The 18,341-nt window shown below is 58.2% G+C and carries 18 protein-coding genes; 3 read left to right on the top strand and 15 right to left on the bottom strand.

What is annotated here, in order from left to right; translation table 11 throughout:
• The 5 genes from AC2CHD_RS09500 to AC2CHD_RS09480 form a co-directional block, all read right to left on the bottom strand.
• On the bottom strand, window positions 1-942 hold the full coding sequence (locus AC2CHD_RS09500) for a dihydrodipicolinate synthase family protein (RefSeq protein ID WP_484553481.1): 942 nt from the start codon (window positions 940-942) through the stop codon (window positions 1-3).
• A 3-nt stretch (window positions 943-945) separates the two neighbouring features.
• Window positions 946-1,584: a GntR family transcriptional regulator gene (locus AC2CHD_RS09495; RefSeq protein ID WP_484553480.1), complete on the bottom strand. Its 639-nt coding sequence runs from the start codon at window positions 1,582-1,584 to the stop codon at window positions 946-948.
• 601 nt (window positions 1,585-2,185) lie between these two features.
• Window positions 2,186-3,322: a hypothetical protein gene (locus AC2CHD_RS09490; protein ID WP_484553479.1), complete on the bottom strand. Its 1,137-nt coding sequence runs from the start codon at window positions 3,320-3,322 to the stop codon at window positions 2,186-2,188.
• Between the two features lie 280 nt (window positions 3,323-3,602).
• Window positions 3,603-4,085 (bottom strand): DUF6636 domain-containing protein, encoded by a 483-nt coding sequence (locus AC2CHD_RS09485; RefSeq protein ID WP_484553478.1) that lies wholly within the window; start codon window positions 4,083-4,085, stop codon window positions 3,603-3,605.
• 15 nt (window positions 4,086-4,100) lie between these two features.
• A complete protein-coding gene (locus tag AC2CHD_RS09480) occupies window positions 4,101-4,607 on the bottom strand; it encodes a hypothetical protein (RefSeq protein ID WP_484553477.1) in 507 nt (168 codons plus the stop codon).
• A 319-nt stretch (window positions 4,608-4,926) separates the two neighbouring features.
• On the opposite strand from AC2CHD_RS09480, the gene AC2CHD_RS09475 reads away from it, so the two are divergent.
• Window positions 4,927-5,514, top strand: a complete 588-nt coding sequence (locus AC2CHD_RS09475) for a YARHG domain-containing protein (RefSeq protein WP_484553476.1) — start codon at window positions 4,927-4,929, stop codon at window positions 5,512-5,514.
• 281 nt (window positions 5,515-5,795) lie between these two features.
• Here AC2CHD_RS09475 and AC2CHD_RS09470 read toward each other — a convergent pair whose 3' ends face one another.
• Genes AC2CHD_RS09470 through AC2CHD_RS09455 form a run of 4 tightly spaced genes read right to left on the bottom strand, consistent with a single transcriptional unit; the run spans window position 5,796 to window position 9,642 of the window.
• A complete protein-coding gene (locus AC2CHD_RS09470) occupies window positions 5,796-6,812 on the bottom strand; it encodes a proline racemase family protein (RefSeq protein ID WP_484553475.1) in 1,017 nt (338 codons plus the stop codon).
• 39 nt (window positions 6,813-6,851) lie between these two features.
• The gene (locus tag AC2CHD_RS09465) at window positions 6,852-8,132 is read right to left on the bottom strand and encodes a TRAP transporter large permease (RefSeq protein WP_229450475.1); all 1,281 of its coding nucleotides are present in this window, start codon (window positions 8,130-8,132) and stop codon (window positions 6,852-6,854) included.
• Between the two features lie 8 nt (window positions 8,133-8,140).
• On the bottom strand, window positions 8,141-8,641 hold the full coding sequence (locus AC2CHD_RS09460; RefSeq protein ID WP_484553474.1) for a TRAP transporter small permease: 501 nt from the start codon (window positions 8,639-8,641) through the stop codon (window positions 8,141-8,143).
• Between the two features lie 17 nt (window positions 8,642-8,658).
• Window positions 8,659-9,642, bottom strand: a complete 984-nt coding sequence (locus AC2CHD_RS09455; RefSeq protein ID WP_484553473.1) for a TRAP transporter substrate-binding protein — start codon at window positions 9,640-9,642, stop codon at window positions 8,659-8,661.
• 199 nt (window positions 9,643-9,841) lie between these two features.
• Here AC2CHD_RS09455 and AC2CHD_RS09450 point away from each other — a divergent pair, with 199 nt between their 5' ends.
• Both AC2CHD_RS09450 and AC2CHD_RS09445 read left to right on the top strand, forming a co-directional pair.
• On the top strand, window positions 9,842-10,861 hold the full coding sequence (locus tag AC2CHD_RS09450) for a GlxA family transcriptional regulator (protein ID WP_484553472.1): 1,020 nt from the start codon (window positions 9,842-9,844) through the stop codon (window positions 10,859-10,861).
• Between the two features lie 498 nt (window positions 10,862-11,359).
• Window positions 11,360-12,280 carry an MORN repeat-containing protein gene (locus tag AC2CHD_RS09445; RefSeq protein ID WP_484553471.1) on the top strand — a complete coding sequence of 307 codons (921 nt, stop codon included), beginning with the start codon at window positions 11,360-11,362 and terminating at the stop codon, window positions 12,278-12,280.
• Window positions 12,281-12,405: 125 nt separating this feature from the next.
• On the opposite strand, the gene AC2CHD_RS09440 is transcribed toward AC2CHD_RS09445, so the two are convergent.
• Genes AC2CHD_RS09440 through AC2CHD_RS09415 form a run of 6 tightly spaced genes read right to left on the bottom strand, consistent with a single transcriptional unit; the run spans window position 12,406 to window position 17,634 of the window.
• On the bottom strand, window positions 12,406-13,596 hold the full coding sequence (locus AC2CHD_RS09440) for a phosphopentomutase (RefSeq protein WP_484553470.1): 1,191 nt from the start codon (window positions 13,594-13,596) through the stop codon (window positions 12,406-12,408).
• Between the two features lie 3 nt (window positions 13,597-13,599).
• Complete coding sequence (locus AC2CHD_RS09435; RefSeq protein ID WP_229450466.1) at window positions 13,600-14,343, bottom strand: ABC transporter permease; 744 nt, start codon at window positions 14,341-14,343, stop codon at window positions 13,600-13,602.
• 3 nt (window positions 14,344-14,346) lie between these two features.
• A complete protein-coding gene (locus tag AC2CHD_RS09430; protein ID WP_484553469.1) occupies window positions 14,347-15,336 on the bottom strand; it encodes an ABC transporter substrate-binding protein in 990 nt (329 codons plus the stop codon).
• Between the two features lie 9 nt (window positions 15,337-15,345).
• Window positions 15,346-16,134 carry a nucleoside phosphorylase gene (locus tag AC2CHD_RS09425; RefSeq protein WP_484553468.1) on the bottom strand — a complete coding sequence of 263 codons (789 nt, stop codon included), beginning with the start codon at window positions 16,132-16,134 and terminating at the stop codon, window positions 15,346-15,348.
• Complete coding sequence (locus tag AC2CHD_RS09420; protein WP_484553467.1) at window positions 16,124-16,894, bottom strand: ABC transporter permease; 771 nt, start codon at window positions 16,892-16,894, stop codon at window positions 16,124-16,126. The genes AC2CHD_RS09425 and AC2CHD_RS09420 overlap by 11 nt, the downstream gene beginning before the upstream one ends.
• The gene (locus AC2CHD_RS09415) at window positions 16,891-17,634 is read right to left on the bottom strand and encodes an ABC transporter ATP-binding protein (RefSeq protein ID WP_484553466.1); all 744 of its coding nucleotides are present in this window, start codon (window positions 17,632-17,634) and stop codon (window positions 16,891-16,893) included. The genes AC2CHD_RS09420 and AC2CHD_RS09415 overlap by 4 nt, the downstream gene beginning before the upstream one ends.
• Window positions 17,635-18,341: the final 707 nt, after the last annotated feature.

Raw genomic sequence — 18,341 nt, 5'->3', positions numbered from 1 at the left:
TTACTTTCCTTCGGTCAGTTCGAGCATCGACAGACGCTTTGTCTGGCGCGCAATCAGCGTTTCGATTTCACTCAGATCCTGCTGCGAAAGCTTCGGTCCTGGCGGACGGAGTCGGGCGCTGCGGATTGCGCCACGCTGGCAAAGGATATGCTTGCGGATCGCCAGACCGAGACCGGGTTGCTGCTCATAGCGCGCAAGCGGCAGGTAAGCGTCGAAGAGATCGCGGGCACGCTCATGCTCGCCAGCCTTTGCCAGACGGGTGACGCCAATCATCATTTCGGGATAGGCGAAACCGGTCATGGCGCCGTCGGCGCCGCGTTCCATTTCCTCAGTCAGGAAGAGGCCGCCATTACCGGTCAGGATCGAGATGCGCTTCGCCCCGTCCGCTTCGGCAGCGCGCAGCGCTGAAATTTTCGACAGGCCCGGCCAATCCTCATGCTTGAGCATCACGGCGTTTGCGTTGTCCGCAAAAACACGCAGAAGAACCGAAGGCGAGATCACGACATTGGTGACGAGCGGGAAATCCTGAACGACAAACGGGGTCTCGGTGCCGATCACTTCCGCCGCCTGTCGGTAGTAGCTCAGGATCTGGTCATCTGTCCGAAGGCTCGATGGCGGCGCGATCATGACACCGGCAGCACCTGCATCCATGACAGTTGCACTGAGATCCCGCATTGCAGCGAAGCCAGGAGCGGAGACACCGACCACGACAGGCATATCCGGGCAGGCCTTCATGACCCGTTTGGCGAAGGCAGTGCTTTCTTCCTGAGACAGTTTGGGCGCCTCGCCCATCATGCCGAGGATGGTGAGCCCCGACGCACCGGCCGACCGATAGAAGTCCACCAGCCGCTCCACGCCGTCCAGATCCAGCGCGCCACTCTCTTGAAACGGCGTGACCGAGATGACGAAAACGCCTTCGGAGCGCCCATTAATCTTCTGCATTTCTTACCCTACAAAGCTATTGATGATGCCGTCTCTCGCGCTGGCGATGTGCTCTGCCATGAGACGACTGGCAGCGTGAGCATCACGCCGATGAAGTGCGTCGATGATCGCGAGATGCTCGCGGATCCCCGGCTCAAACCGCGAAGGGATGCGCTTCATTCCGAAAATTCTGGTCCGCTTGCGAAGATTGGCGACGATCTGGGCCAGATAAATGTTGCCCGCCGCCTCTGCGATCCCGAGATGGACAAGATCGTCCGCCCCCCAATGCTCATCCGAACTCGCATGTTCATTCGTAAGAAGTGCCTCGACCGCATCACGCATGGCCTCAAGGTGCGCTTCGTCGATTTTCTCGGCGGCAAGTCGCGCCGTTTCACCTTCGATGAGAATTCTCGCGGAGATGATCTGAAGGATATCCTGCAGGTCGATCTTGCTGACGATCGTCGTCCGCCCCGACCGCACCAGATAGCCCTCACCTTCCAGACGCCCCAGTGCCTCACGCACAGGGGTTCTTGAAATTCCAAGGGACTCCGAGAGGCGGCGGTCATTCAGGACCACTCCTCCCTTTAGCTCTCCTGAAAGGATCATCGCTGCGATTTTCTCGTAGGCTTCGTGGGAAAGCCCCTTGACTTCTGCGTCCATCATCAAAGCGACCTGTTGAGAATATATTTGATACGCCATTGGTATACCAAATGTCGTCCATGTCAATATTAAGCATGATTTAAGTGTGGGCTGGCCGATGCCCTCCGCCGTGCTGCATTGGCCCGCACGACTATCCACTGGCCGCACCCCGGCGGGACCGCAACTTTAGAAAAGCAGTGTTGGAAGGAAGATCGGGATACGCCGTTCTTGCTACGCCGCGAGGCAAACCTCGCTGACGTCCGCAAAAACGCGAAAAGCCGACAGATAGAAGGGAGCAGCGGTTCCGTGAAATGGTGAACCGCTCAAGACTCAACCCCTAGACGATAGACCGGTCGGGCGCTCCTCAGCCCAGAAGGCGATCTACCACCAGCGACGCTGACTTCTTGAACTTCAGAATTTCACCACTCCCCCGGCCAGAGCAACGCATCCCCCGTCGACAGCAGCAAGATGCGCTCGCGCGCGGCGGGTAAACGGAAGTGAGAAAATCAGCGGCGACCGGAGCACTGCGGTCTCTGGTTGCATGGATGGAACCATGCATCTTGACCCGTGTATGACAGGGCGCAGCCGTTTGGACCGAAATCAACTGCGCCCCAAATCGCTGACATCAAGAACCGTCGGACTGATATCGAAGCATGTTATCTTCGAGCGTCTGAAGGATGGGGCTACCGCAGCCACCGGCCTTTTCCATGAAATTGCGGAAGCTTCCGGTCCAGCCAGCGCGCGGATAGGCCCACTCTGCCTCACGAACGTAAGGTGCAAACCGGGCATCCACATCGATACTCGCCGCCTCTTGTGAGAGCACCTGACTCCAGTCCACGCCGAACGTGCTGGTATAGGTCCTGCTCCTCGTCACGGTGTAGTCGATGCCTGTGACCGGTGCGCCGCAGTTATCGAAATATCTTGCTTTGACAAGTGCATAGTGCGCGAGCAGGGGGGCAAAACGGCCCTCTTCCGCCTTTTTGTCCAGGGCTTCCTTTAGCTTGAAGGCGATTTCGTTTTCTCCCATGAAGGAGACGATCGAAGCGCGATAGGAAATGCGGTAGAATCTCTGTCTTTCAAAATCGGCCAGCTCGAACTTGTCCGCGTAAAGCGCTTTCAGAACCGGCTGAATGATATCCGGCAGCTCGTTGAACGCCGCCATCTCGCTTTCGGAAAGCTCGGGCGGAGCCAGGCCGGGCGAAAGCGTCTCCCCGAGTGCAAGATGAGGCATCTCCAGTTTGATGGTCTCGCCGTCGCGAAGGAAATATTGGCTGTTGCTTTTGTTGTGCAGCACGCTGTTCAGATGCTCGATCATCATCGTGCGCGCTTCTTCACGGTTTTCGACCGGCGAGGTGTCCTTGAAGATCATGTGATCGCCGACCTGTATTCCAGCGGCCGCGGCGGGTGTTCCGGGAACGACCGAGGTTACGACACCCTGATCATCCAGACTGAACCCCAAGTGCCGCTCCGCTTCGATATAGTTGAAATAGCCGATCCTGTAGTTCTCTTCCTCGTTCAGGACGCCATAATTTCCCCGCGCTTTCGCCGCCGCGTTCAATGCCTCCAGCTGATAAATCCGCGCCTTGAACACCAGGTGCCGGCGAACCTTGCGAAGAAATTCACGCTGATACTCTTCAAGGCCTACATGTTCCGGCCTCATCATATCGAATAGGGAACTGGTTATGAAAGTAAGTGCGTCGCCTGGCGTCACACCGGCAAGAGCCGCGTTGCCATCCTCCTTGACCTCCGAAATGTAAAACATCTTGCAAGGATGGGGATATCCTTCAATGCATTTCGCCTCCGAAAATCGAAATCCGAATTTATTCCATATTACTTCTTCATAAGATTCTTCAGAGAATGAGTGACCAACAACAAGAAAATTAAACAACAAAAAAGCGATTATAAATCTCAGCATGTTTTTACCCCTGATATCCGCTCATTTTTTTGACGATCTTGATATTCAAACTTGCTTCGCCGCACCGATTCTTATCCAGGCAAATCCCGTCGTTGTTCTCAAATTTGAACCGGGAACTGCCGCGTTTTCACTTGCTGGAAATTTCTGAGGAGCCGAATGAAGAAAAGATCTTCTGCGCTTTCCTCGAGAGAAAGAAACCCGCGCCATCGCGGTTTGTGCATTTGAGACCCTGCCGCGATGAATGGCAGGTGAAGCCTCCGAACTCGCCTGTTATTCCATAGTCGGCTTTGGAAAATCCGTCCTTGCTTCTGCTCGTCTCTTTGCAGATCACCTGAGCAGGGCCTGTCTCACGCATGGAGAATGTGTGCCCCCAATCAGAGGCGCAATCAGCCGGGCGGGGCTGTGCAGGCGCCCCAGATCGCTCAATGATGGTGCAGGTGATGTCGGACTGGATCCCAACTTCCTGCCCGACCGTGCACTGAATGTTTTCCGATGGGGTTTCGAACGTCCAGACATCGGCGCGGACGGGACCCGTCACCAGCCCAAGGCCGAGCACCACGCAAAGCATTCCCAAAAGCTTTTCAGGCACGAGCTTCAATTTCGATTTCATCGCCTCATCCCCTCTCTACAACCGGCAGTGCATACCGCCAGGCACTGTTATCTCCTGGCGCGGAAATTTTACCACCGCTTCCGGGAAGTCGACGATGAAGCCGCCATTCGCCCATCCCCAGCTTCCCGAGCCAAGAATCTCGGAATATGCGTCGCATGACTTTCCGAGATAGAGTTTTTCAGTGCCCGTGATGACGCGCGTACCGGCGCCCTGGCCCTTGAAACGGGATACCGGATTGATTGACTCCAGCACCGCGCCGTTGTCGTTGCTCGCATAGGTGTATTGATGGCCATTCGCAGACGTGTAGGGCGCGGGCCCCGCGAGCGCAGCCGAAGAAAGCACCGAGCAAACCAGTAGCCACAAACATTTCATATCCCGCCCCACTTTCTTGAACGAGCCAGTTCTCGTCTGCTCGCGCGGCCCCGCGGCATTCTCCACCCAGCGCTCCGTTTCCACGCTGGCCACTGCCGCACCCGCCACAATTGTTCTCAAAAGCCCCGAATTGCGGGATGAGCCAAGCATGTTTGCAGATGCGAATCCACAACCAGGCCGAACTTCCTGAGAAATTCAGGGCCATTTCTGGAAATTTCCCAGTTTTATGCTAGAAAAACAAAAGCATCTCGGATGGGGCGGGTTTCACTATTTGACCGGATTTGCGAAGCAGCTGACCGACCTGATGCAGGACAGGGGCATCAGGTCCGATGAGCAACTTGCTCGCCGCGCTATGGGTTGCCAGTCTCCCGGCGCGCGTCGCGTCAACGTCCATGCCCGAACCATCAACAACTGGCGCAATGGGCGAAGCAGGCCACGCAGTTCTGAGGACCCAAGGCTTCTGCTCGTCATGAAGGCCCTGGCACTCTCAGAAGCGGAAGCGGGCCCTCTATATGACAGCCTGTCTCATCCCAGGGCCAAGGAGAGTGCGAGCCAGCGCGGAAATTTCACACTCAATCTCAAGAATTTCAGCCTGCAGAAGAAACCGGCTGCGGCGGCCATCGTCGCTGCTCTCTTTGTAGCAGGCGTGATTTCTGTGTACGGTCTTGGCCCTCACGGACAGGAATATGTGTCGGAGATACCGCCAGATCAGCTCCGCCTTTCCAAAAGCGGCTTCGTTCTCCCTCAATCCGACAGCCAAATCATTCGCCATGCTCAACTTGACGCGTTGTCCGGATGGGAGCTCTACGTTGCAAGAAATGAGATCTTTGCACGGTACGGACGTCCATTCGTGCAGCCATCATCCGTTTGCCTGCAACGGCACTTTGATCGCTGGGCCAGATCAGAGGCGAACCAAGCGGGCTGGTATGTAAAACGGTCAGGAAGCCCTCTTGCCAACGATCTGGCGTATACCAACGCAGCGATCATTCGTGGCTACGAATGCCAGGTGAGAGGTGGACAATATACCTGCAACGGCAAGCTCAACCCATGCAGGTGAGCTGACCCAACAAACATGGAAAGCCTGAGAAGGCGATGCGGGTGTGGTTGAGAAAAGGGATCGGATCAAGGGCGATCCCGATTGCGAATGCTCCAATGCGCATTCCGAACCGGGATTGCCTGTCGATCCGATCAAAGTTTTGAGGTCGTGCTCTGGTCTTCGCGGCACTGTGAAGCAGGAATTGAAACGTTCCTGTTTTATGCCCGATGGTGAGGCCTGTGCTGAATGGCTACCGCGAAAGAAGCAGAGCAGCAAAGGACCTCCACCGGAGAGACCCGCTCTTAGCGCACCACGAAACCGAGGCCCACCGGGTCTGTCTGATCAATCAACCACTTCGCATAGCCGATCACCTTTGCGGTGCCCTTCACCGTGGGAATGACCGCACGCTGTGTGCCAAGCATCGTCTCGCCAAGGAGGCACCCTTCAAAACGACCGCAGCCCAGCAGACCCTCCGACTTGATGGTCTGGCCGATCTTGATTTTCCCGCGTGCCTCGAACACCGCCATCATCATGCTGGTACCCGTGCCGCCGGGAGAACGGTCGAGTTTGCCATCGCTGAACACGTGAACATTGCGGTAGAGGCTGCCGGCGTGATCCGGTTCCTGCCAGAACGTGGTGAAGTTCAGCCCCTGAATATGCTTCTCGGTCGGATGCCGCACATCCATCTTTGCATTGATCTGTTCTTTCACCAGAACGCCCATATCGGAGAGAAGCCGACCATTTTCAGGCCCGATCGGGCGGTCCTGATCAGGCCATTTCACCACGGCGAAGAAGTTCCCGCCAAACGCGATGTCGGCGGTCAGGGCGCCATAGCCCGGCAGCTCAATCGGCACATCCTGCTCCAGGACGAAGGCCGGAACATTTTGAAAGCGCGTCCATTGAACCTGCCCGTCTTCGGACGCGACCTCGGAAACGACCATGCCAGCCGGTGTCTCGAAACGGATCCTGGTGACAGGCTCGGCAACATTGTGGACCAAACCGTGCGAGACCATCGCCATGGAAAGCGCGATGGTTCCGTGACCGCACATCTCCATGAAATCATCGCCATCGGCCCATAGCATGCCGGCATCCGCGTCAGGGCTGGAAGGCGGCGTTACAAACACACCAACCATGTCGTTGTGACCACGAGGCTCACGCAGGAGCGCGGTGCGGATGTAATCGTAATTGTCGCGAATGAACTGGCGCTTTCCGACAATATCGAGACCGTGTGGATAGGGTATGCCACCATGGATGATGCAGGTGGGCTCACCATCGGTGTGCGTGTAGATCACATCGATGTATCTGTTCTTGTTCATCATTTCGATGAGTCCTTTTCTATGCTTAAGACTGAGAAGGGGTCAGAGACCGAGGGCGCGCGGGACCCAGAGAACGATCAGCTCGGGAAAGAGGATCACCAATCCAAGCACCACCAGCATCACGGCGACGAAGGGAAGATTGGCGAGCGTCAGGCTGAAAATGTTGACGCGGGCGATCACGCTGGTGATGAAAAGCGCCGCGCCGACAGGCGGTGTCTGCTGGCCGATGCCCCAGCACAAAACGACAACCATGCCGAAATGCACCGGGTCGATGCCAAGAAGCTGAACCGCCGGGAAGAAGAGCGGCACCACGATGAAGATCATGGCGATGCCGTCCAGGAATGTGCCGGCGATGATCAACACGACACTCAGCACGACCAGGAAGGTCACCGGGGACATGTCCATGCGTGCGATGGGACCAAGCAGGCCATCTGCGAGCTGCTCGAAGGTGAAGGCATACCCCATCACATGAGCCGTTGCAGTGACGAACATGACAGCTCCGCTGAGGACAGCAGCCTCGCAGAACGTTTCGTAGAGAACACGGATGGTGAGTGTGCGATAATAGACGACGCCGACCAGTATTCCGTAGACCACAGCCACCGCTGAGGCTTCCGTCGGGGTGAAAACACCGCCCAAAATGCCCCCCAGAATGATGACAGGCATTGTCAATGCGGGGGTCGCCCGCAGCAGCGCCTTCAGCATCACGCGGACATTGAATTTTTCTTCGACCGGATAGCCTCGATGAACCGAAATCCCCCAGGCGACGGCAATGAGCGCGAGCCCGAGCAGAAGACCTGAGACAATGCCTGCGGCAAACAATGCGCCAGTCGAAATACCCAGATACGCTCCAAGGATGACCATGGGAACGCTGGGTGGAATGATGATGCCGATGGTGGAAGAGGATGCCGTAACAGCGGCAGTGAACGCACGGCTGTAACCACGCTTGATCATGGGATCGATCAGCATGCCCCCGACGGCCGCCGTGTCCGACATGGAAGTTCCGCTCATTCCGGCGAAGAACATGCTGGTGACGATGTTCACCGCCGCGAGGCCGCCACGCATCTGGCCCACCAGCGTCTTGGCAAACTCCACCAGATGGGCAGAGATGCCACTGCGGCTCATGATCTGACCGGCCAGAATGAAGAGCGGCACCGCCAGAAGCGGGAAACTCTGGACACCCCGATAGAGGCGCTGCGCAACGATGACCAGATCAACGTCGCCAACGAACAGAACCCCTATCGCGATCGCCAGAAGCGCGAAGGCAATGGGCAGGCCGATTCCGATCAGGCCCAGCAGGATGCAAAGGACGAAGAGCAGTTCCATGGAGGGTCTCAGATTTCGCTTTTGCCGGACATCGGAGCGTCGTCAAACAGCTCCTGGCCTGTAGAAAACCGGCGTAGACCGATGAAAATGCGGGTGATGGCATCAATGCAGATCAAGAGGCCGCATACGGGGATGGCGGCATAGAGATATGCATTGGATATCTCGAGCACCTGGGTGGTCTGATCCTGGAACAGCACAGTCTGCCGCCAGCCCTGACGCAGCATCAGCAGCCCGATCAAACCTATGAGCGCCTGATTGCAAAGGAACAGGATGAGCCGTCCTGGCCGCGGAAGTGCGCTTGCGAGCAGGTCCACACGCAGATGCGCATTCTTCCGCAGCGCAAGATAGGCGCCGATGAAGGTGATGTAGGTCAGAAGGCCAAGCAGCGCCTCGAAACTCCAGGACAAGGCGTTGTCGAAGACGTAGCGGTAGATCACCGCCATAAAACCGATGACGACCGTGGCCAGGAGTAGCGCGGCGCAGATCGCTTCCAGAACTCGATTGATCACGTCCGCGCTCCTGTCTTTTACTGTGCCGAAGCGCGGATCAGGTCGACCAGTTTCTGGGCGTCGTCACCCCTTTCCGCGACCCAGTTCGACCAGATTTCCTCCGAGGCGGCTGTGAAGGCCGCGATATCGGCTGCATTCACCTCCATGCCCTTTTCCTCGAGGAAGGCGACAATATCGCGGTCGGCCTCGATGCCCAGTTCAACGGACTTTCTCACAGCCTCCTCGCCCGCTTCTGCAAAAATCGCCTGAACGTTCTCCGGCAATTTCTGGAAGGCCTTCTCACTCATCAGGAGATAGGTCACTGTGTAGAGGTGATTGGTCAGAGAGAGGTATTTCTGCACCTCATAGAACTTGGTGCTTTTGGCCCAGATGACCGGGTTCTCCTGACCATCAAACACACCGGTCTGCAAGGCAGAGTACAATTCCTGGAACGGAAGCGGAGAGGCGTTGGCACCGTAGTGGTTGAAAATGTCGATGCGCAGTTTGCTGTCTGGCGTGCGCATCTTCACACCCCTCAGGTCTGCGGGCGTGACGATCGGCCGAACATTGTTGGTGATCTGGCGGAAACCGCCTTCAAGATAACCGATGACGCGCAACCCCTTTGCCGCGAGTCGCTCGCGGATCCAGTCGCCGGCTTCGCCGCCGAGCGCACGGGCGATGTGATCCCGATCCGTGAAGATGTAAGGCAATGCTGTCGCGCCCAGCACGGGGTCAACGCCGGTGATTGGCGTTTCGATGGTCGCCATGTCGAGAATGCCAACCTGAAGCGCTTCCAGGGAGCTCGGCTGATCACCCAGCGCGCTGGAGTGAAACACCTTGACGGCCACTTCACCGCCGGTCTTTTCCTTGACCAGATCAGCGAAATGCTGGACCGAGCGGAAGGCGATGCCTTCTTCATTGCCAGGGACGTTTGCCTTCAGCTCAATCTGCTGAGCCATTGCGGAAAAACCAGACAGCGCCAGACCGGCGGCCATCGCAAGCATCGCAGCTTTTTTGAACATATCCTGTTCCCTCTTGTTGTTTCGCACTCTATCGGAGCGATCTACCTTTTCGAGATTACGGCGTAGAAGACAGCCTCGGCGAGAAGATTCTAGACGGATTATTGAATTTTTTGGTCAAAGCGATATGCTTCCCGGCATTTCACGCCGCACCGGCGAAACGCAGCGGCATACGAGGCCAAGGACGGGAATGCCTGCGGACATGGGACAGCAATTGCGTGTCGGCTTCGTGTTGCTCGAATCCTTCACGCTCAACGCATTCTCGGGCTTCATCGAAGCGATGCGTCTTTCTGCGGACAAAGGCGGGCGCAGTCGGCAAATTGCCTGCGGCTGGGAAATCATGGGTGGCAAGGACGTCACCGCAAGCTGCGGCCTGAAGATTACCCCCACCAGTGAGTTGGCCGACCCCGGACTGTTTGATTACATCGCCGTGTGCGGCGGGAATGGCTATCTGGAAAGGCAGCAGCCCCGGTGGCTCGATGACTACCTTCATCGCGCGGCAGGCGCCGGGACACCTCTCATCGGCCTTTGTACGGGCACGTTCAACATCGCGCGGGCCGGTCTCATGGAGGGCTATGTCGCGTGCGTTCACTGGAATGTATTCGAGGCATTCAAGGAGCAGTTTCCGCATATCCGCGCTGTCCCCGACCGCATTTTCGTTCATGCCGGCGACCGGATCAGCTGCGCGGGCTCGGCTGGTGCGTGCGACCTTGCATTGCATCTCATCACGCAACACTGCGGCCACGAAAAGGCACAGCAGAGCATCCGCCACATGATGCTTCAGGGCGTACGGCCATCCACGCATCCCCAGGCACATTTCTACGGAGAAATGCAGAATGTGCGAGACAGCGCGGTGCGCCGCGTGGTGCATTTGATGGAACAGTCATTGAACGAGCCACCGCAGGTTCCCGAACTCGCCAGGCAGGCCGGTATCAGTCCACGGCAACTGGATCGGCGGTTCATCGCAGAGCTCAACCAGACCCCTTCACGCTACTTCCGTGACATGCGCCTGCGCTATGGAGCCTGGCTGCTGACTCATACTACGGACAAGATTGCGCAAATAGCCGTCGACACAGGGTTTGCCGACGCGGCGCATTTCAGCCGTGCCTTTCGGGCGCTCTACAGCACAACGCCCCAGGGCTATCGAACGGCCATGCAACCCGAGAGCAGAAATCACACAGACCCATCCGCGGACATCACGAAAGCTGCGCGCGCGCACTGAAAGCCCGTATCCAAGCGGCCTCAGCGGGACACAGACGCGGTCACTGAAAGCGGAACCGCGCCGAAATTCGGGCCGGAAGACCGCTAGCGATTTCGATAACGGGGAAGGGAGAATTGAAACAGAGTTCGGTCACCACTGCCAAGAAAATCTCTTTCCCGACGACCAATTGCTTGACAGACATCAGTCATCTTGAATCTACTGAGCTGGTTAAATTTATTGGATGATATTTTGGCGTTACACCTGTCATTGTTGAGAATTTCGAAGTCTGCTGCACTCCCCTGGCTCTTTCTCGGTACTCTTCTCGTTTGCACTCAGCCGCCGGCTTTGGCCGAGAGCGCCGATGACGGCGCCAAGAAAGACTCCTTCCAGCAGATGCTGGAAATTGAGGAACGCCTCCGTCTGGCTGGTCACAAGCCAAGCTTCAGCAATGTTCAAAAGGTGTTGCGCGGGGAACTGAAGCTCCCGTCCAAGGCAGAACTGCTCTCTGGAAAGAGACCAGTGACCAAAGGCTACGCCAAGGTGAAGGACTATGCCTACAAGAATGGCGACCGCTACACCGGTGAAGTGCTGGATGGCCGCCGACACGGGCAAGGCACCTATTACTGGAAAGATGGTGGTCACTACACAGGCTCGTGGGTCCACGGCCAGCGGGAAGGCAAAGGCCGGCTGGTAACCAAATCCGGCGGGGTTTATGTCGGCGAATTCCGCGATGGCAAGATCCAGGGCGTCGGAACCTATGAGACGAAGGAGGGCGACGTCTATTCAGGGACGTTTCTTGGATCGCTTGGGGAGGGGGAAGGCACTTTCACTGCGAAAGGAGGCCGGCCCGAGAAAGCAAACTGGTCGGACGGACGTGTGGTTCTTTCCTCCAAGCAGGCTGAGGACAGAAATTTCGGTCGACTGACGCCGGAGGCGCGCGCCCGCGCTGAAGCAAAGGTCGAGGAACGGAAATACAGAACGCGCGAGAAATATGGGAAAGAGGATGGAAGCCGAAAAAGCCTCTATCTTGTCACCTGGGGGTCGGAAGACAGTATCGACCCTGGTGAACTTTATCCCGATCGCGCCCAGTCGAACGTCGCAACACGCCGCCGCGTCGACCAGTATCTGCTGTTCAGGCTGAGAGGCAAGGGCGGCCGGCGCTGCCACCTCATCGGTTCGGGCGTGACAGTGGATGAGTACAGGATCAAGACAGGATCTTTCGACCGGTTTTATGCTCGGCTGAAAAGCGTCGAGGACAGGAATTCAAGCATAGGAGGCGACACGCTCTTTCTGGGCGAGCTTGCAGCCAAGAAAAAGGCAAGGCGCGTTGCCGAAAGGCTGGTGCGCTCCGGCGACTGGAAGGGATGGTCGGTCATGAGCGTGAAAAACAAGCGGGACCTGCCCGTGAGATGCTCTTCCGGGAACATGAGGCGGCAGTAGCGCGCCATTCAAGCGGGTTTTGGCCAGCCGCTGCCTCGCTTGCGCGGCGTGACAACTGACGGCAGGCGCGCCCGCTTTTGTGAAAGATGGAGGATGAAAACCGCGTCTGGCGCCAGGCAGGTTTATCAGCCCAGCAGATGGTCTTCCACCATTGACGCCACCCTCTTGAACGGCAAGACGCCACCGCTTCCAGCCCAGGGCAACGCGTTGCCAGCAAGCAGCAAGGGAACGCGCTCGCGCGTGTGATCCGTACCAGTCCAGGTCGGATCGTTGCCGTGATCGGCCGTCAGCATCAGAAGATCGCCGGGACGCAGCTTCGGCAGAAGCTCGGCGAGGCGGCGATCAAACCACTCCAGCGCCCGTGCGTAACCGGCCACATCGCGGCGGTGGCCATAAAGACTGTCAAATTCCACGAAATTGGCAAAGACGAGATCACCGTCGGCAACAGTTTCGACAGTCTCAAGCAGACGGTCGAAAAGGGCATCGTCGTTGGGGGCTTTCAGGACACGCGAGATGCCTTTGCCGGCGAAGATGTCTCCAATCTTTCCCACGCCGTGCACGGTTCGACCAGCAGCCACAAGGCGGTCGCAGACTGTTTCTCCGGGCGGTGCGATGGCAAGATCGCGCCGGTTGGCGGTGCGGGTAAATCCGCTTTCCGCGTCCCCTACGAAAGGCCGGGCGATGATGCGCCCGACATTCATGGGATGGAAGATTTCGGCCGCTGCCTCACAGAGTTGCAGAAGCCGTTCGAGACCAAATGTCTCCTCATGCGCGGCAATCTGCACCACGCTGTCTGCCGACGTGTAGACGATCGGCGCGCCGGTCTCCATGTGCTCCGCGCCAAAACGCTCCAGCACGTCCGAACCCGAGCCGTGCGCATTGAAGAGCGTGCGCTCCAGCCCGCCCGCCTCACGCAGGCGCGCCATCGCCTCTTCCGGAAAGGCCGGAACCTCATGGGGAAAATAATGCCAGTCTTTGGAAAGCGGCAGGCCTGCCAGCTCCCAATGGCCGGTCTGGGTGTCCTTGCCGGCACTTTCTTCCTGAAGGGCCGCCCAGGATGCTCCGGTCTCAGGCTCGGTTAGCCCCGGCGCGGACTGGCCGCAGGCAAGCTCGAGTGCCGCACCAAGACCAAGGGCGGAAAGATTGGGAAGATGAAGCGGGCCGGAACGCCCCTCCTCCGCCCTGCCCGCAGCACAGGCTTCGGCGATGTGAAGAACCGTGTTGGCACCGGCATCACCGAACCGCTCGGCATCCGGTGCGCCGCCTATGCCCACCGAATCCAGAACGCACAGGAAGACACGACCGTTCACAGACATCCCTCACCCTTCCGCGAAGCGCGCCTCCATGCGACGGCGCAGCGCTTCGAACAGTTCATAAAAGCTCCAGCCCATGAGCGAGAGGAGGAGCACCATTCCGATCACTGTGGCCGTGTCGGCATTCTCCTGTCCAGAGGAAAGGAGATAGCCCACGCCCTCATTTGCGCCCATCAGCTCGCCGATCACGGCTGCCGTCATGGCAAGCGTGGTCGCCACTGTCGCGCCGGCAAAGAGGGTCGGAAGTGCGGAGGGCAGCTCGATATGCAGGAAGCGCTGCAGCGGCGACAGCTTCAGCACGCGTGCCAGATCCAGATAGGACTTATTGACGAAACGCAGGCCCGACAGCATGCCCGTCATCACCGGGAAGAAGGTAACAATGGCAACCAGCACGATTTTTGGTGCCGGCCCAAGACCGAGCCACAACAGAAGCAGTGGCGCGATGGCGATCTTGGGCGCGGTCTGAAGAAGCAGGATGAGCGGCGTGGACATCCGCTCGGAAACGGGAAAGCGGGCAAACAGCAATGCGGCCAGAATGCCTGCAAGGAAACCAAGCAGAAAGCCCCAGAAAATCTCCATCACCGTCACATAGACATGGCCCAGAAGATTGGCGTTTTCATAGAGAAACGCCATCCGCGCCATGACGGCGGCCGGGCTAGGCAACAGATAATCCGGCACATTGAACAGGAACACACCGCCGCCCCAAAGGGCGACGATGAGAACCAGACCCGCGATCCCGCGCTTCAGCATGGCTTATTCGCCGATCGAGGACGGGTCGACCACAAAGTCGGCAGCCTTGGGCGCTTCCTCGATGACCTCGTATTTCGCCAGAATGTCGGCATTGGCCTGCCAGGCGTCGAGATCGGCAGCACCGAGACCCTTTTCCTTGGTCAGTTCGCTCTGCCAGACGGAGGCGACGAAGCTGTTCTTGAACGCCGTCGAAAGAAGCTCCTTCTGATCGGCCCAGGTCGGTGTGTACTTCTCGAAGGAGATTTCGAGAGCATCGTCGACATGACCGTCGATCACCCATTCATAGGAGGCGGTGACTGCATTGGTGAAGCGCTTCACGAGATCCGGGTTTTCCTCAAGCAGGCGGCTGGAGGTGACAACGACATTGCCGAAGGAGGGCAGGAAGTCGTTGGACAGGATCATCGTGACATCGACGCCCGCGCCTTCCAGATTGTATTTGCGCAGCTCGGAGAACACGATGGCATCGACCTGGTCGCTCTGCAGCGCCTGAACGATTGCACCGGTGGAGACCACTTCAAGCTTGATGTCGTCGAGCGTGAGGCCGGCATTCTGCAAACCCACCTGAAGCTGGAGATAATTGGGCGAACCAAGCGAGGTGACGGCAACCGTCTTGCCTTTCAGGTCCGCATAGGTCTCGATGCCGGTCTCTTTCTTGGCCAGCAACGCGCCAATGCCGCGCTGATAGGTGGTGTGGACCACCTTCACCGGCAGGCCATTGGCGGCTGCCGCCACGACGGCATCACCATTCGGGAAGCCGAAATCCACATTGCCGGCGGCAATGTTGGTCAAGATGTCGGACGCGCCGGCATAGATGAACTCGACCTCAATGTCCTGATCAGCGAAGAAGCCGTTTTCAACACCAGCATAAAGCGGCGAGTAGAATGGAACGGCGGCGCCGTCGATCTGCATGACGACCTTATCGGCAGCAAGTGCCGCGACGCCCGAAGCGATGAGCGCGAGCGCGGCAACGCCGGTTTTCAGCATGAATTTCATTTTTATCTCCTATTGGGACGCATCAAGTGCCAGAGCCCGGCCCGCAATGCGGAGCAGGTTTCGCTGCGTGTTTTCATAATCGACGAGCCAATTGTCGGTGGCGCGATTGCCGTGCACACCCAAGAGGCAGGCCGCCCTGAGGCCAAGAGCCCGGCCAACGGCCAGGATCACCTGCGATTCCATTTCCACCCCGATGGCCCCCTCGGCAAGGAAACGGTCCAGATATCCAGCGTCCGGGCTTTCGACCGCATCCAGCGTGAGCGGTCGGTCCTGCCCGAGATAGTAACTGTCTGTCGAGGCGATCATGCCCCGGTGTGCACCAAGCCCCAGCGCTGCTGCGCTTGCTTCGAGCGCAGATGCGAGTGCGGGATCGGCCACAGGCCTGTGACCATGCTCGGCATAAAGGGCTGCAACGCCGGTCATGCCGGTCGCCATGTGCGGCACGATGTAGTCGCCGGTGGGGATTTCCGGCACCAGTGCGGAGCACCCGCCGATGCGGATCACACGCTTTGCGCCCAGCATGGCCAGCTCGACCAGGGCGATCTCGGTCGACGGACCGCCAATGCCACTGGAACAGATGGTGAGCCGCCGGCCTTCAAATATGCCTGTCACGAGCGCAAACTCGCGCTTGCGGCCGAAATCCTGCACATCGGTGAGCATGTCGCGCAGCAGCGCAACACGGTCGGGATCGCCCGGCACCAGAACATCCTCGGCCACATCGCCCGGCCCGCAAGGGAGATGGGGTGGACGTCCGCCGGAAAACGGCAGGCGCGCGGTGGGTCTTGCGCTATCGGCCATCCTGCACCTTCCATGAAAGGAGACGGCTTTCGATCGCGCCGAGAAGCCCATGCAGGGCGATGCCCAGAAGCGAGGTCAGAAGCACGGCGCCGAAAAGCAGCGAGGTCTTGTAGGTGGCGGAGGCGAAGGTCATCAGATAGCCGAGCCCGTCACTGCCGGAGATCCACTCGGCAAGGATCGCGCCGACAAGCGCCTGCACCGCGCCGATCTTGAGACCGACGAAAATCCCCGGAAGCGCTGCCATCAGATCGATACGCCAGAACAGCGAGAACGGGTTCAGCTTCAGAAGCTTCGCGAGGTCGTGCATGCGGCTGTCGATGCTGCGAAAGCCCGCAAGCGCGCCCATCAAGACCGGGAAAAAGACGAGCGAGACGATGAGCACGATCTTTGCCGTGAGGCCAAGGCCGAACCAGACGACGAAGAGAGGCGCGAGGGCGATCTTCGGCGCGGTCTGGAAGACAACCAGCGGGCCATCCAGATAGGTGGAAAGCCGGGGCATTTTGTAGAGCAGATAGGCGCCGGCAATGCCGGCCACGCCACCGATAGCCAAACCCAGGAAAATGTTGCGGACGGTGAACCAGAGGTGGGGCCACAACTGGCCGCTCACCAGCGAATCCCACAGGGTGGAGACTGTGCTTTGCGGCGACGGAAGAAGATATTTGGGGATGCCCATCGGCCCGCTGGCATACCACCAGGCGATGGTCAGCAACAACAGCGCCAAACCATATTCGAAAACGGGTCGAAAGCGGGCGAGCATCATTCCGTTTCCCGCATGTCCTGGCGCAGTTCGGCAACCAGTTGGTGATAAGCGGGATCAAGCTTGGTGGCCTCGCCGCGCGGATGCGGCAGGTCCACCGTATAGGTTTTCTTCAAGCGGCCCGGACGTGGCGACATGACCATGACCTCGCTGCCGAGATAGGCTGCCTCTTCCACACTGTGGGTGACCAGAAGGATGGTTTTGCCCGTGCGCTGCCAGATTCGCAGCAATTCATCGTTCAGCGTTTCACGGGTGAGAAGGTCCACCGCCGAGAACGGCTCATCCATCAGAAGGATGGGCGGATCGTCGGACAGCGCCCGAGCAATGGCAGCACGCTGGCGCATGCCGCCGGAAAGCTGCTTGGGCAACGCATCTTCGAAACCCGTGAGCCCAACGAGATCAATCAGCTCACCAACGATCCGGTTGCCCTCGTCGCGGCGCACACCGGCGGTGTCGAGCGGAAAGCGGATATTGTCGCGGACGGTCTTCCAGGGAAGGAGCACCGCATCCTGAAACACGAACCCAACGGGGCGCTTTGCAGAGCCGGTGTCGAGCTTGATCGTGCCGCCGGAAGCGTCTTCGAGGCCCGCGATCAATCGAAGAAACGTCGACTTGCCACAGCCAGAGGGCCCGACAATCGAAACGAACGAACCCTTTTCAATCCGATGATCAAGCGGGGCCAGGGCGAGGATGCTTCCACCTTCAAGATCGAAGCTCTTCGTCAGACCAGAAGTGGTTATCAATCTGAGACCTTCCAAAGGCGATTTAATCGATTAAGGCGTCTGAAAAATGCGCCCTTGCGGGACAAGTTCTCAAAATTTAGACGACATGTCCAGCGCCATTAATGAGTCAGCGAACTTTTCTCAGAACGCGCTGCTGCGTCTTTGTCGAGAGTTCACTGTCGTAATTCCGAATCTCCTCACGAGATAATTCCATAATTACTTCATATACTTATTTACCATCAATCTTGCTGAGAAATTCCCCTGGGAAGCGTTGGTTTTCTGCCTTCCAGCTATCGAGCGCCACAAGAGCTTATAAGAAGAAGAAGCCCCTGAAAGACAGCATCCGAAAATTCTAATTATTGATACACCCGGTTGCATAGTATCCATGCAAGGAACCAGCACAGGCGAGCGGCCAGACGTCTTTGCAAAGTTCGCGAATGTCCGAAAGGGTGAAGCTGCAGCGCTTCACAGACAGCGCGGCACTATGGCCTTTTTGTATAGGGGAGGACCGGGGTGGCGAAGGCGTCTTCGGGAGACTCTCGCCGGAAAGACAGGTCAAATCAAACCTTTTGTGTGCCTCTCGGGGGGATACCCAGATTTCTTCAACGAGGCGCGATGGAGGGGATGCGGTCCGGTTGCCCGAACAAGACCGAGCGCAGCGGGTGCTGCACGACAATAGCCGGTCGTTGGCAAAACTGATGTTCTCGAAGCCACTGGAGAGTGGCTGC

It is taken from the genome of Nitratireductor sp. ATLC21, from assembly GCF_057196525.1.
The sequence above is the reverse complement of the archived record's forward strand: the minus strand, read 5'-3'. Positions and strand labels throughout refer to the sequence as shown.